13 protein-coding genes are annotated in these 13012 nt (G+C 61.9%); 6 read left to right on the top strand and 7 right to left on the bottom strand.

Features of this window, described 5'->3' with window-relative positions; genetic code table 11:
• Positions 1-77 precede the first annotated feature (77 nt).
• On the top strand, positions 78-941 hold the full coding sequence (locus tag DM374_RS12115) for a LysR family transcriptional regulator (RefSeq protein WP_110970016.1): 864 nt from the start codon (positions 78-80) through the stop codon (positions 939-941).
• A gap of 10 nt (positions 942-951) precedes the next feature.
• Here DM374_RS12115 and DM374_RS12110 read toward each other — a convergent pair whose 3' ends face one another.
• Positions 952-1407, bottom strand: coding sequence for an NUDIX hydrolase (locus tag DM374_RS12110; RefSeq protein WP_110970015.1), 456 nt, complete (start codon positions 1405-1407; stop codon positions 952-954).
• 133 nt (positions 1408-1540) lie between these two features.
• On the opposite strand from DM374_RS12110, the gene DM374_RS12105 reads away from it, so the two are divergent.
• Complete coding sequence (locus DM374_RS12105) at positions 1541-2221, top strand: B3/B4 domain-containing protein (RefSeq protein WP_110970014.1); 681 nt, start codon at positions 1541-1543, stop codon at positions 2219-2221.
• 175 nt (positions 2222-2396) lie between these two features.
• Here DM374_RS12105 and DM374_RS12100 read toward each other — a convergent pair whose 3' ends face one another.
• Positions 2397-3050, bottom strand: a complete 654-nt coding sequence (locus DM374_RS12100; protein ID WP_110970013.1) for a hypothetical protein — start codon at positions 3048-3050, stop codon at positions 2397-2399.
• 108 nt (positions 3051-3158) lie between these two features.
• Between DM374_RS12100 and DM374_RS12095 the strand changes: the two genes are divergently transcribed.
• Positions 3159-3965, top strand: coding sequence for an NYN domain-containing protein (locus DM374_RS12095; protein ID WP_110970012.1), 807 nt, complete (start codon positions 3159-3161; stop codon positions 3963-3965).
• A gap of 7 nt (positions 3966-3972) precedes the next feature.
• Here DM374_RS12095 and DM374_RS12090 read toward each other — a convergent pair whose 3' ends face one another.
• Genes DM374_RS12090 through DM374_RS12075 form a run of 4 tightly spaced genes read right to left on the bottom strand, consistent with a single transcriptional unit; the run spans position 3973 to position 7107 of the window.
• Entirely contained in the window at positions 3973-4281 is a 309-nt protein-coding gene (locus DM374_RS12090) for a hypothetical protein (RefSeq protein ID WP_110970011.1), read from the bottom strand.
• Between the two features lie 45 nt (positions 4282-4326).
• Positions 4327-5028, bottom strand: a complete 702-nt coding sequence (locus DM374_RS12085; protein WP_110970010.1) for a helix-turn-helix transcriptional regulator — start codon at positions 5026-5028, stop codon at positions 4327-4329.
• A gap of 4 nt (positions 5029-5032) precedes the next feature.
• A complete protein-coding gene (locus DM374_RS12080) occupies positions 5033-5890 on the bottom strand; it encodes a TIGR03915 family putative DNA repair protein (protein WP_110970009.1) in 858 nt (285 codons plus the stop codon).
• Complete coding sequence (locus DM374_RS12075) at positions 5887-7107, bottom strand: putative DNA modification/repair radical SAM protein (RefSeq protein WP_110970008.1); 1221 nt, start codon at positions 7105-7107, stop codon at positions 5887-5889. Before DM374_RS12075 ends, DM374_RS12080 begins: the two co-directional genes overlap by 4 nt.
• A gap of 530 nt (positions 7108-7637) precedes the next feature.
• Between DM374_RS12075 and DM374_RS12070 the strand changes: the two genes are divergently transcribed.
• Complete coding sequence (locus DM374_RS12070) at positions 7638-9143, top strand: tail fiber protein (protein WP_110970007.1); 1506 nt, start codon at positions 7638-7640, stop codon at positions 9141-9143.
• Positions 9144-9217: 74 nt separating this feature from the next.
• Here the strand turns inward: DM374_RS12070 and DM374_RS12065 are convergent, their stop codons facing one another.
• Positions 9218-9994 (bottom strand): IclR family transcriptional regulator, encoded by a 777-nt coding sequence (locus DM374_RS12065; RefSeq protein WP_110970006.1) that lies wholly within the window; start codon positions 9992-9994, stop codon positions 9218-9220.
• 454 nt (positions 9995-10448) lie between these two features.
• Between DM374_RS12065 and DM374_RS12060 the strand changes: the two genes are divergently transcribed.
• Together DM374_RS12060 and DM374_RS12055 are read left to right on the top strand one after the other, a co-directional pair.
• On the top strand, positions 10449-11819 hold the full coding sequence (locus DM374_RS12060) for an aminotransferase (protein ID WP_110970005.1): 1371 nt from the start codon (positions 10449-10451) through the stop codon (positions 11817-11819).
• Complete coding sequence (locus tag DM374_RS12055; protein WP_110970004.1) at positions 11816-12970, top strand: ABC transporter ATP-binding protein; 1155 nt, start codon at positions 11816-11818, stop codon at positions 12968-12970. The genes DM374_RS12060 and DM374_RS12055 overlap by 4 nt, the downstream gene beginning before the upstream one ends.
• Positions 12971-13012: the final 42 nt, after the last annotated feature.

Below are 13012 nucleotides of genomic sequence, written 5' to 3'. Positions count from 1 at the left end.
CCTCAGACACACTTTCGCGAAAAGCGCATATTATTTGCCGCAGCTATTTGTTAATCGAATACGGGAGGCGGCTTTCCATGCAGGACCTGCAGATCGACTGGCTCAAGTGCTTCGTCGCGGTGGTGGATACCGGCTCGCTGTCCAATGCCGCGCCCGAAGTGCACCGCTCGCAGTCGGCGGTGAGCATGCAGTTGAAGAAGCTCGAAGCCGCAGTGGGCCGGCAACTCCTGGTGCGCGATTCACGCCAGCAGCAACTGACGCCCGACGGCCAGGTGCTGCTGGGCTATGCCCGGCGCATCCTTGACCTGCACAGCGATGCCCAACACGCCTTCAGCGGCAACGAACTGACCGGCCGGATCCGCCTTGGCGTGCCCGACGACTACGCGGCCAGGTACCTGACCCCGGTGCTCAAACGCTTCGCCCTGCGCTATGGCGCGGTGGATATCGAGCTGGACTGCGAACAGTCCACCGCGCTGATTCCCCGGGTGGAGAGCGGTGAGCTTGACCTCGCGCTGATCTCCCGCGATCACCCAAGGCGCGGCACCTTACTGTTTCATGAACCATTGGTGTGGGTCGGCTCGCCGCAATTCGACGTCTGGCGCCGTGACCCGTTGCCCATCGCCACCTACGAGAGCACCAACCTGGCGCGGCGCTGCGCCATTCACTCCCTGGCATTGCAGGGCCGTGATTACCGGGTGGTCTATAACAGCTCCAACCTCGCCGGGCAGATTGCTGCTGTGGAAAGCGGCCTGGCGGTCGCCGTGCTGACCCGCTGCAGCGCGCCGGAGCACCTGGAAATCCTCGGCGCGGAACACAACCTGGGACCGCTGGAGCCGATGGAAGTGGCGGTGTACCGCAGCCGTAACTCGCAGGGATCGCAGCCGGTAGACAGTCTTTATGGGTTGCTGATCAAGACGTTGAGGGCGACGGTGATTTCCTGACGCTGGTCGCTCAGCCGCCACGAGCCTGCGCCAGCGCCATCATTTCCAGCAACCCTTCCGGATAAACCGTCGCCCGAGTCGTGCGCAACTCTTGCTCGGACCACCAATGATGCTCCGCCATCACCCGCGTCTCATGCTCGGTCCAGCCCGCACGGGACAACTGCTGCGAAGACGCCCGCACGACAAAATACTGCTCCACCGAAATCACGTCCTCGCCACTGGGCAGGCGCATGACGAACCGCCGATCACCCACCGGCTCGCCAACCTCGTCGACGTCGATACCGGTTTCCTCGAACAATTCACGGATCGCCGCCTGCCGGAAGCTCTCATCCTGCTCCAGACCGCCCCCGGGCGTAGCCCAGTGGTCCTTGCCGGCCAGAGCATCATCCGTATGCACGAACCTGAACAGCAGCACTTCCTGACCGGGGCTGATCACCAGCAACCGGGCCGACTTTCTTTCACGCATGACGGAATCTTCCTGAATCGTTATTAGAAAAACTGATTTCGCATTCGCGCTATTCATCATGGCTAATGTCGGCCAGTGGTAGAAATACCGACCTGCCCTGCCTTATCAAGCGTTGCCCTGGAGAACCGAATCGATGCTGTGCGTTATCCCTCAGGTGGCCCCCGACGTCACCCGCCTCGCCCCTGGTTTCCGCGCCCTGAGCATCACCGTCGAGGCCGCACCGCTCATCAACCCCAGCGCCGCCGACGCCGCCATGCAGCGCGCCGAGCAGGTACTGGCCGGCAACGGCCCGGCCTGGGCCGACGCCCACCTCACCGCCTGGGCTGAGGTGTTCCGTGGTTTCGGCGCCAAGCCGCAACGCACGCCCTGCTCCGCCGAGGCGCTACGCAAGCGCTTTCAGCGGGACGGCAAACTGCCGAGCATCGACCCGCTTGTCAATCTGTACAACGCCATCAGCCTGGAATACGCCATTCCCGTCGGCGGCGAAAACCTCGCCGCCTACAACGGTACGCCGCAGTTAGTGATCGCCGATGGCAGCGAGTCGTTCGACACGGTGAAGGACGGCCAGCCGTTCAACGAAGCCCCGGAGCCCGGCGAAGTGGTCTGGCGCGATGACAGCGGTGTCACCTGCCGCCGCTGGAACTGGCGTCAGGGTGTGCGCACGCGCCTGGATGAACAGGCCCGGCACATGTGGTTCATCCTCGAAAGCCTGCCGCAAATGCCACTCGACGCCCTGCACGAAGCGGGCGAGCGGCTGGAGGAAGGGCTGCGTTCGATGATGCCGGGCGTGGTGATCGAGCGGGTGATGGTCTGAGCGAAGGACTCAACGGCCCTTGGTGTGCGCGTCGAAATCCTCGAGCACCTTGAAATGCTGGCGAACCCACCGCTGGATACCCCAGCGCACCAAAAGCAGCCGCACAAGCGATTGGCAATCCAACCGCATGGCAAATTGCCAGCAATGCTTATCTTGGGCAACTACCCCGGCAGCTCTAAGGCTTGCAGCGAACCAGCGCCAGATAGATCCCCGAAGGCTCTTTCCCCGGATCGATAAAGTTCGCCGTCGCGGTGTCGCACACAAGTACCGGCGCCATCGCCAGCTCAAGACGTGGAGCACCGCCGTACCAGGGATCTTCGTCGTCCAGCGCTGCCGCGAATGCGGTCAACATGTCTTCGCGAGAATGAAATTCCGGGTGGTAGACATAAGCGCCCGACTGGCCGTCATAGAAGCGCGAAAACACCAGCATGACGATGCCCCAGCGCTCAACGCTGTCATTGCAGGCAATGCGCGGGATAGTCTTGGCGAGGTCGCGGCGAATCTCCAGAACCTTGGTAAAAGCGTTCTTGTTGTTGTGGACCACCTTGAATTCGATGGAAACCGATGGCTCCTCCTCGCGCAGGTCCTGAACCCACAAATCCACCTTGTAGCGTTCCGCAGCGATCAGCCAACGAGGCACATTGCTCCATTCACCCAGCCGCTCGCCCAGCCCGAACCGCTCGCGATTGATATCAAGCAATGCCGCAGACTCCAGACTGACCCAGAGTTCGGGAGCTACAGTGACAGCCAGCGAAGACAACATCCGCCGCCGCTCATCCTGTTGGAAATGGGTGATCAGGTAATCGAAAAACGCGGGAACGAATGGCATCGGCCAACTCCTGTACGGCAAATATCAAACCGCCACTATAGGGCCTCTTCCGAAAAAAATGCAGGCCAGAAAACACGGCACTGAAGACACCAGACCCAAGGATGATCCATGGCCATCACTCACGCTTCCCACACGCAAAAACGCCTGGCTGTCCTGATCGACGCCGACAACGCCGCAGCGAGCATCGTCCAGGGGCTGTTCGAGGAAATCGCCAAATATGGCATTGCCAACGTCAAGCGCATTTATGGCGACTGGACCGGCCCGCAACTGGGCGGCTGGAAAAAGGTGCTGCTCGATCATTCCATCCAGCCTATCCAGCAGTTCGCCTACACCAAGGGCAAGAACGCCACTGACAGTTCGCTGATCATCGATGCCATGGACCTGCTGTACACCCGGCGTTTCGACGGTTTCTGCCTGGTGTCGAGCGACAGCGACTTCACCCGGCTCGCCTCGCGATTGCGTGAGGAGGGCCTGACGGTCTATGGCTTCGGCGAGGAAAAAACACCAAAGCCGTTCGTGGTGGCTTGCGACAAGTTCATCTACACCGAGCTGCTGCATGACAGCGTTCTCGCTGCCACGGGCAACGGCCGGCCCGAGCCGGAACCGCTTGCCACGGTGGAATCGCCGAAAAACGGCGATAAGCCCACCACCAGCAAGCCACCCAAGGCGCCAGTGGGCTTTATCGCCAAAGTGCTGGATGACATTGCCGACGAAGATGGCTGGATACAGTTGGGCGCGCTGGGCACCAATATCAGCAAGCTGCGACCCGCTTTCGACCCGCGCACCCACGGCTACAAGAAGCTCAGCGATCTGATCAGGGCGTACCCCGAGAGCTTCGAGCTGCAAACCCGGACGACCGCGACAACGGGTGGTTCGGTCATCTATGCCCGGCATCGGCAGCCAGACAAAGGCTGAACATCGATTACCGGGCCTCGGGCACGAAGTGACTCATGAATGACAGGCTTTCGATCGCGTTCATATAACCCGCGAAACGCCTGTCGCCGTTATTGAACGCGCTGGCAACGGCAACAGCGCACTCATGGTTTTCCCATTCGGCGATGTCGACGAACATGCGGCCCTGATCCATCGGACAATAACCGCGGTAGGCGATCAGGCCCGGAAAACTCTTCAAGGCTTCGCGCAGGCTATCGCGCAAGTCAGGCATCTGCCCGACGAATTGCGGTTTGACGGTGAAAATGGCGAGCTCGAGAACATGGGTATCGTGAGACATGGATCAGTGCTTCCCTTGGTTTGAGGAAGCCCCAGTATCCGCGGGTCATACTGACAGCGTGCTGTCAGTACGCCAGGCACCGGATTGGTGACGCATATAGGTGCGCAGAGCGATCTGCGGGCTGTCCCGCCAGGGCTCTTCGCTGGTGGTGATGGAAGCGATACGATCGACACGAAAATCACGGTAGGCGGTGCGGGTGTTGCACCAACTGCCCACCGTCCATTTGCCTCCCCAGTAGAACAGGCCGATAGGCTGAATCGACCGTCGCGACACCGCGCCGTCAAGGCTGGTGTAGGAAATGCACAGCACCCGCTTGTGCTCGATGGCCTGGCGCAGCGTGCTCAGATGACCGCGGGTAATGGCACTGGTGGTACCCAGTGCGCGAACGGGGCTCTTTTGCGGGTCGATGGACTGCTGCGGGGAACTGGCCGACACCTTGCTCAACAGCGTCCGCGCAGCGCCGGCCAGCTCGTTGTCGGCGCTGCCGGCGAGCATCTCCATGCCCAGCATCAGCGCGTCGGCCTCGATGCGGCTCAAACGTAATGGCGGCATCTCGAAGCCGGCGTCCAGGGCATACCCGACGCCGGTGGTACCGTAGACCGGCACACCGCTCAGGGACAGGTCGTCGATGTAGCGGTAGACCGAGCGGACCGATACACCGATGCGCTCGGCCAGTCGTTCGGCAGTAATGGGCTGGTGAACACGAATGAGATTGACCAGTTGGAACAGGCGATCGGCCTTGTGCATGGCGTTACCCTCCAGTTCGGGGCCGTTGCGCGCCCCCGCCTACGATTTTCTTGCCACCCTGCGCCGCCACCTCCTGCGCCTGGCCGTCGCGCTGTTTGCCCTGTCGCGCCTGACCCACCAGCCGTGGAATCAGGTCACCTTCCGGCAGGTTGCGCCAGAAGCGCCCGGGCAGGTGCTGGCGCAATGCATCAGGGTTGACCCGGGCCGGGTTGAAGGTGTGTCGGTAGTAGGTCCGCCACAGCTCGGCGTCAGGGTCTTCGGCATGCTGCGCCCACTGGCGCCAGTCTTCGGGACAGTGGCGGCGATAGTCCAGCGCCTCGCCATCGAAGCGGATGCCGTCCCGCGGTGTCGCAATCAGCCAGCGCTGACGACCCAGACGGTCGGCGAAGTGGCCGCTGGCGCTTTCGAGGATGTCGTGGGCCGGCTCGTGCCAGGCCACCAGATCCAGTTGCAGGTGCTCGGCCAGGGTTTCGGGAAGCGGCACGAACCTAACGAACGCATGCAGATGATGGGCCTCGCGAGTGACCTGCTTGATCCGTCGTTGCAGCTCGCTGCCCAGTCGATCGCCGGCCAGCATCGCGGTGCGATCACCATGGGCCACGCGCCAGAGCACCTCGTACAACAGGCTCCAGCGTTGCTCGCCCTGGTAGCGGGCCGCCAGTTGCAGGTGCCCCAGCAGCTCCGCCGGCACCCGCGCCCGGAACGGTCCGGCCCCGGCGGGCAGCGCCTCGGGAGTGGCCAGCAGGTCCTGCATCGGGCCTTGGCTCCAGGTCACCTCGGCAGGATCGATGCCATGGCCAAGCAGATTACGCGCCTGCTCGCGCCAGGTGTCGAAATGGTCGTCGCAATCCAGCGCGATCATCCCCACAGCCCCATCTGCACCGGCGCCTGCGGCTCGCGCAAACGCGCCCGCAGCAGGCCGCTGCGCATCTCTGCCACGGCTGGGCGATAGTCGCTGGTGACGATAAAGGGCCGGGCCTTGTCGAGCACGCATCGTAACTGGATCAGATCGTCGTAGCGCACCCGCCGCTCGCGTCGCAGCGCCACCAACCGCTGCACGCTACGCAGGCCGATCCCGGGAATGCGCGCCAGCAGCGCCGGCTCGGCGCGGTTGATGTCCACCGGAAACACCTCGCGGTTGGACAGCGCCCAGGCCAGCTTGGGATCGATGTCCAGGGCCAGGTTGCTCGACTCGCTGAGCAACTCGCCGGCCTTGTAGCCGTAGCCACGCATAAGGAAATCGGCCTGGTACAGACGGTGCTCGCGCAGCAGTGGCGGCGCGGCCAGGGGCACGCTGTCGGGGCTGTCGGGGATCGGGCTGAACGCCGAGTAATAGACGCGCCGCAGGCCATAGCCCTGATACAGCGACTCGGCGTTGCTCAGAATGGTGCGGTCGTCCGAGGCGTCGGCGCCGACGATCATCTGGGTACTCTGTCCCCCCGGCGTGAAGCGCGGCGCCCTCGCCTCACCCGCCACCGCCAGTTGCCCCTGGTGAATGGTACCCATGGCCTGGCGAATGGTGGCGATCTGTTTTTCCGGTGCCAGGCGCTTGAGGCTGGCGTCGCTGGGCAGCTCGATATTGACGCTGAGCCGGTCAGCCAGGCGCCCGGCTTCCTCGATCAACAGCGGGTCGGCATCGGGGATGGTCTTGAGGTGGATATAGCCGCGAAAGTTGTGCTCTTCCCGCAGCAGCCGCGCCACCCGTACCAGTTGCTCCATGGTGTAGTCCGCCGAGCGGATGATCCCGGAACTGAGAAAAAGCCCGCTGACGCAGTTGCGCCGGTAGAAATCCAGGGTCAGGCGCACCACCTCCTCGGGCGTGAAACGCGCCCGCGGCACATTGCTGGAGCGGCGGTTGATGCAGTATTGGCAGTCGTAGAGACAGAAGTTGGTCAACAGCACCTTGAGCAGCGATACGCAGCGCCCGTCCGGCGTGTAGCTGTGGCAGATGCCCATGCCGTCGGTGGCGCCGATCCCGTCGCGGCCCTTCGAACTGCGCTTGGGCGCACCGCTGCTGGCACAGGAGGCGTCGTACTTGGCGGCGTCGGCGAGGATGCCGAGCTTGGCGATGAGTTGCATGGGCCCGCTCTCGAAACACTGAATATCCATACAGTATTTCGAGGCCGACCGAGATGCAAGCCTCACCTGACGATTCAGCGGTTTTGGGTATCGATATACCTGATTTTGGTGATATTCAAACGCCACTACCGCGTGCCAGACTGACCTCGTTCAATCAGGCCATGGAGTGCCGATATATCAAGTCATGCAGAGCACGGCATTACTCGACAGTGTCGTTATTACCACGACGTCTGAACAAGTAACCATATTCAGCAAAAGCGAACACTTGGACACCTTGAACTCAAGTAGTCAACCCACAATCCTGTTGGCCTGAACGTTGGGCGATAAATACGTTATCGGTTATACCCAAGACATTACTTCTCCATTTATCGCGCATACGCCAAGCGTTATTTTTTATTGAATCTGCATGATCCGGAAAACTAGCTTTCAACAGCTCGGTACTCATCAGGCGCGCCCACTCGAACTTGAAACTTCAAGTGTCTCGCTTTGACGCAACGGATGGCCAGTGCCGTCCTCAATAGGAGAAACGCATGAACAACCAGGGACTTTCCGTGCCGGTCGGCGCAGTTTTGCCGTATGCAGGCAACTTGAACAACACTCAACTCCTCTCGGCAGGCTGGTCAATTTGCGATGGCAGTGAGCTAGCAATTTCACTCTATTCTGATCTATTTTCGGTGATCGGTACTTGCAATGGCGGAGATGGTAACAGCTACTTCAATATCCCGGACTATCAGGGGTATTTTCTGCGCGGCGTCGATCAAAGCGGCACGGTCGACAAGAACGCTGCCACCCGGACAGCGCCTCGCAGTGGCGCAGCAACAGGCGCGCGCGTCGGTAGTGTCCAGGCGTTTGCCACGGCCACACCGACCGTTCCGTTCAATGCCCTGATACCCCACGTTCCAACGGATGACCACTGTGCCTACAGCGGCACCAACGCGGATATGCTCGAACCGAGCAGCGCCCAGACGTTTTCGTCAACCGGAGGTGGAGACGCCGAAACCCGTCCGCTCAATGCCTACGTCAATTACATTATCAAGCTCTTCGGCACGGCTGCCCTGCCTACCGGGGTTATTGCAGCCTTCGCAGGTCCGAACCAGTCGGGCAGCGCCAATCTGGCATCATCATTCCTTTTATGTAATGGACAGATCTTGTTCAATTCCATGTATGCGGAACTGTACAACGCTATCGGGACTACTCACGGAGGCGATGCTAGAGGGTTTAACGTGCCTGATTATCGGGGGCGCTTCCTGCGAGGCGTAGACAACGGAACAGGGCGCGACCCGGATGCGCAATCGCGAATTGCAATGGACGAAGGAGGTGCAACAGGCGACTCCGTGGGATCGGTGCAGGATTGGGCGACGGCAGCGCCGGTCAATCCTTTCACGGTAGCTGTGAATATCGGCGATTCGGAAAAGACCTCGGATCACTGTGCAGGACACGACAATTCCGAATGGAACCAGAACTCCAGCAGTGTATCTTTCACCGCCAGTGGCGGTGATGAGGAGTCGCGTCCGGTCAACGTCGCCGTAGACTTCTATGTGCTGAGCGTTGAAGACTCAGACACCTGCGACTTGTTCCCTATTGGCGCAATCATCGGATTCCCGGGGAATGTGCCACCCTCTGCTTCGCAGTGGCTTCTGTGTGACGGGTCCACTTACCCGAGCTCTGGTCAATATCAAGAACTCGAACTTGCCATCACCGGAGGCCTGAATGACACGTTCAGTATTCCTGATTACCGGGGTTATTTCCTCAGGGGCACCGATCACAATGCGAACCGCGACCCGGAGGGCGGCTCGCGCACAGTAGGCTCACTGCAGGATGACGCCACCGGCCGACCCAAGACCGGCGATATTACCGGCCCTATCAATCACATGCCGACGGACGATGCGGATAACGCCGCGGCCATCTGCTGCAGCAGCGTGGCGGAATGGGATGGTGCCCAGGCGCCCACGGTAGGCGGCGGAGATGCCGAAACGCGGCCAATCAACGCGAACATTCTGTACTACATCAAGTACGCGCCAACGCCTTCGGCCTGATCCTTCCCCGAACCTGGCATCGGACCGTGGCGGACTTCGCCGCTGTCCGATGCCATATCCCAACCCATCCTGTATCAGAACTCGCCTTTGAAGCCCATGTTCCACGAGGTCCGTAGCGCCGCCTTCTTCAGCGCCCGCACCTGCTCCGGATCGATCTCGCGATGGATGTCCTGCACCGTGGCCACCAGCGCGAGGGTGCCGATCAGTTCGCCATTGATGCCCATGATCGGTGCAGCGATAGCCGAGATGCCCCGGGTTTCTTCCTCGATTGCTGCTGCCCAGCCCTGATTGCGGGCCTGTTCCACCTGCTGGATCAGGGTCGGCAGGTCGGTGATGGTGAAGGGTGTGACGGCCGGTAATTGCGCGCCGAGCTGTTCCACCTTCAAGTGCCGGGCAAAAGCCAGCGCGACCTTGCCCTGGGCGTTGCAATGCAACTGCAGCTCGGTGCCATGGCGCACGCCGATTTCCAGGGTGGATTTGCCCAACTGGGTTTCCACCACCATCAGCCGACGCCCCTGCAGCACCGACAGCACCACCGACAGCCCGAGTTCGTCGCGCAGGTCACGGATGGCGTCGGCCGAGGCGCTGAGCACATCGACTCCGCTCGCCGCCACCCGGCCCAGCACATACGCCTGGATGCCCAGCCGATACCGCGAGTTCTGCGGGTTCTGGCTCAGGTAGCCGCGATCGACCAGGGTTTTCAGGTGACGGAACACCGAGCCCTTGGTGGTCCCCAATTGCACGGCCAGCTCGCTGACGCCGATTTCGCCATCGGCCCCGGCCACCCGTTCGAGCACGTCTAGCGCCAGTTGCACCGATCTGACGCCACCTTGTTTCGCTTCTTCGCTCATCGAAGATCCTTGCTGCCTGGTTCAAGTGCATGAGAGTAGCGGTAAGCGGTGTTGAGATAAAGTAGCTGTTCGCACAGGCGAAACGACTTTATGAAAAGGCTTGGTTCTTGCAGGTTTTGGTTTTTAGCGTTTTTACGGTCTTGAAGTCGAGTTGCCGCATCGCGAGCAAGCTCGCTCCTACGTTGGTGGCAACGTGTATATATCTGCCAGACCATACATGCCGCATCGCAAACCACCGTAGGAGCGAGCTTATCGGAGCCCGAACCGTCGCGATGCGCCGTGACAACGGCGCTCGATCTCATGGGCACTGCAACTCAAACGGCATACCCGAGAACACCACAAAGAAACACTGTTCCTCTCAACGAAACACAAAACATTTGACGCCGACAAAAAATGCTCGTAAAAATGAAACCACGTAACGCATACGCATACAGCTCAACAAGAGGATGACGTCATGACTGCTCGTGGTTCGGATCTGGCACAACGAGATATCGCCCACCATCTCCACCCCCAGACCAACCTTCGCCTGCACGAACAGGTGGGCCCGCTGGTAATGGAACGTGGCGAGGGGATCTACGTGTTCGATGAGCACGGCCAGCGTTTCATCGAGGGGATGTCGGGCCTGTGGTGCGCGACGCTGGGCTTCAGCCAGCCGCGCCTGGCGCAGGCGGGCTACGAGCAGTTGCTCAAACTGCCCTATCAACAGACTTTCGCCCACCGCAGCCACGGTCCGGCCGCAGACCTGGCGCAGGCCCTGGCCGAGCGCGCCCCCGCCGGACTGAACAAGGTGGTGTTCCAGAGCTCCGGTTCGGAAGCCGTCGATACCGCGATCAAGTTCGTGCGCTACTACCACACGGCAATCGGCAAACCCGGCAAGACCCGCCTGATCGCCCGCCAGCGCAGCTACCACGGCACCACTCTGGCCGCCGCCAGCCTGACCGGTCTGCCGAACATGCACACCGGCTGGGGCGAGCCGCTGGCCGACGTGATCCATGTCCGTTGCCCGCATCTGTATCGCCAGGGCCTGCCCGGCGAAAGCGAAGAAGCCTTCGCCACGCGCCTGGCCGAAGAACTGGAGCAGAGCATTCTCGAAGCCGGCCCGGAGACCATCGGCGCCTTCTTCGCCGAGCCGGTGATGGGCACCGGCGGCGTCATCCTTCCGCCTGCGGGCTATTTCGCCAAGGTCCAGGCGGTACTACGCAAGTACGACATCCTGATGGTCGCCGATGAAGTGATCTGCGGCTTCGGTCGCACAGGCCATTACTGGGGTTGCCAGACCATGGGCATCGAGCCGGACATGCTGACCTGCGCCAAGGGACTGTCCGCCGCTTTCCAGCCGATTTCCGCGCTGCTGATCAGCGACCGCATTTATCAGGTGATCGCCGACCAGAGCCAGGCCCTCGGCGGCCTCGGCCATGGCTACACCTACGGCGGTCATCCAGTGGCGGCGGCGGTGGCGCTGGAAACCCTGCGCCTGTATGACGACCTGGATATCATCGCCCACGTCCGCGAAGTCGCCCCGGCATTCCAGGCCGGCATCCAGGCGCTGGCCAGTCACCCGCTGGTGGGCGAGGCCCGCGGCATCGGCCTGATGGCGGCACTGGAGTTCGTCGCCGACAAGGACACCCGCCAGCCCTTCGCCCCTACGCTGAAAATCGCCCAGCAGGTGAGCAACGTCCTGCAACGCAACGGCATCCTGCTGCGGGCCCTGGGCGACACCCTGGTCATGGCGCCGCCGCTGATCGTCGATGCCGACCAGATCCAGACTATTCTCAAAGCGCTGTCCCAGGCGCTGGACGAAGTGCTGGCAGGTATTCGTCCATGAACCTCCAGCCCCTTCGTCCATTGCCCAAGGCCGATATGCCCCCGCCACCCACCGTTGAATCCGCCCTGTCCAACGCCCCGGTGCTGGTGCGTTTCGAGCAGGTACACAAGACCTACGACGAGCGCTCCTGGGTAGTTAACGACCTGCACCTGGACATCCGCCAGGGCGAGTTTCTTTCCCTGCTCGGCCCCAGCGGTTCAGGCAAGACCACCACGCTGATGATGCTGGCCGGGTTCGATGCCCCGGATCGCGGGCGCATCCTCATGGACGGCAACGACATCAGCAAGCTGCCGGCCTACAAGCGTGACATGGGCGTGGTGTTCCAGAGCTACGCGCTGTTCCCGCACATGAGCGTGGCGCAGAACGTCGCCTTCCCGCTGAACCTGCGCAAGGTGTCCGCCGCCGAATCCCGCACCCGGGTCGAGGTAGCCCTGGCTCTGGCGCGTCTCGAAGGTTTCGAGGACCGCCGCCCCGGCCAGTTGTCCGGCGGCCAGCAACAGCGCGTGGCACTGGCCCGCGCCCTGGTCTATCGGCCACGCATTCTGCTGATGGACGAACCCTTGGGCGCGCTGGACAAAGCCCTGCGCGAGCACATGCAGCTGGAACTCAAGGCCATCCATAAACAGTTGGGCATCACCTTTGTCTACGTCACCCATGACCAGGACGAAGCAATGACCATGTCCGACCGGGTGGCAGTGTTCAACGAAGGCAAGATCGCCCAGATCGACCGCCCCGAAACCCTCTACAGCCGCCCGGCCACGCGCTTTGTCGCCAACTTCCTGGGCGAGACCAACCTGCTCGAAGGCACGCTGGTGTCCCGCTCCGGCAACCTGGCGCAGGTGCGCCTCGAAGAAAGCGGCACGCTGCACGAAGCCCATTGCAGTGAGGAAGGCCTGGCCGTCGGTGACGCTGCCGCACTGGCGATCCGCCCGGAAAACCTGCGCCTGGCGACGCCGGGTGAGCCGGCGATCAACGCCTTCGTGATCGACAGCATCTTCCATGGCGCGCACTGCAAGTTGCGCCTGCGCATGGACCGCGGCACGGAGCTGGCGATGACCTACAACCCCGGCAGCCTCGGGCGCGCCGCGCCGCTGCCCGGCGAGAAGGTCGCCCTGGCCCTGCCCTCGTCTCAGGCAATGATCCTGCGTTAACGCCAAAGCATAAAAACAAGCGCATCGAGACGATGAGTTTCT

The organism is Pseudomonas huaxiensis (genome assembly GCF_003231275.1).
Classification (GTDB): domain Bacteria; phylum Pseudomonadota; class Gammaproteobacteria; order Pseudomonadales; family Pseudomonadaceae; genus Aquipseudomonas; species Aquipseudomonas huaxiensis.
This window is presented reverse-complemented; position numbering and strand designations above follow the sequence as displayed.

Bases quoted from the DNA above. Each gene is read 5' to 3' on its own strand.
- DM374_RS12115 (WP_110970016.1), top strand. From the start codon at position 78: ATGCAGGACCTGCAGATCGACTGGCTCAAGTGCTTCGTCGCGGTGGTG.
- DM374_RS12110 (WP_110970015.1), bottom strand. From the start codon at position 1,407: ATGCGTGAAAGAAAGTCGGCCCGGTTGCTGGTGATCAGCCCCGGTCAG.
- DM374_RS12105 (WP_110970014.1), top strand. From the start codon at position 1,541: ATGCTGTGCGTTATCCCTCAGGTGGCCCCCGACGTCACCCGCCTCGCC.
- DM374_RS12100 (WP_110970013.1), bottom strand. From the start codon at position 3,050: ATGCCATTCGTTCCCGCGTTTTTCGATTACCTGATCACCCATTTCCAA.
- DM374_RS12095 (WP_110970012.1), top strand. From the start codon at position 3,159: ATGGCCATCACTCACGCTTCCCACACGCAAAAACGCCTGGCTGTCCTG.
- DM374_RS12090 (WP_110970011.1), bottom strand. From the start codon at position 4,281: ATGTCTCACGATACCCATGTTCTCGAGCTCGCCATTTTCACCGTCAAA.
- DM374_RS12085 (WP_110970010.1), bottom strand. From the start codon at position 5,028: ATGCACAAGGCCGATCGCCTGTTCCAACTGGTCAATCTCATTCGTGTT.
- DM374_RS12080 (WP_110970009.1), bottom strand. From the start codon at position 5,890: ATGATCGCGCTGGATTGCGACGACCATTTCGACACCTGGCGCGAGCAG.
- DM374_RS12075 (WP_110970008.1), bottom strand. From the start codon at position 7,107: ATGCAACTCATCGCCAAGCTCGGCATCCTCGCCGACGCCGCCAAGTAC.
- DM374_RS12070 (WP_110970007.1), top strand. From the start codon at position 7,638: ATGAACAACCAGGGACTTTCCGTGCCGGTCGGCGCAGTTTTGCCGTAT.
- DM374_RS12065 (WP_110970006.1), bottom strand. From the start codon at position 9,994: ATGAGCGAAGAAGCGAAACAAGGTGGCGTCAGATCGGTGCAACTGGCG.
- DM374_RS12060 (WP_110970005.1), top strand. From the start codon at position 10,449: ATGACTGCTCGTGGTTCGGATCTGGCACAACGAGATATCGCCCACCAT.
- DM374_RS12055 (WP_110970004.1), top strand. From the start codon at position 11,816: ATGAACCTCCAGCCCCTTCGTCCATTGCCCAAGGCCGATATGCCCCCG.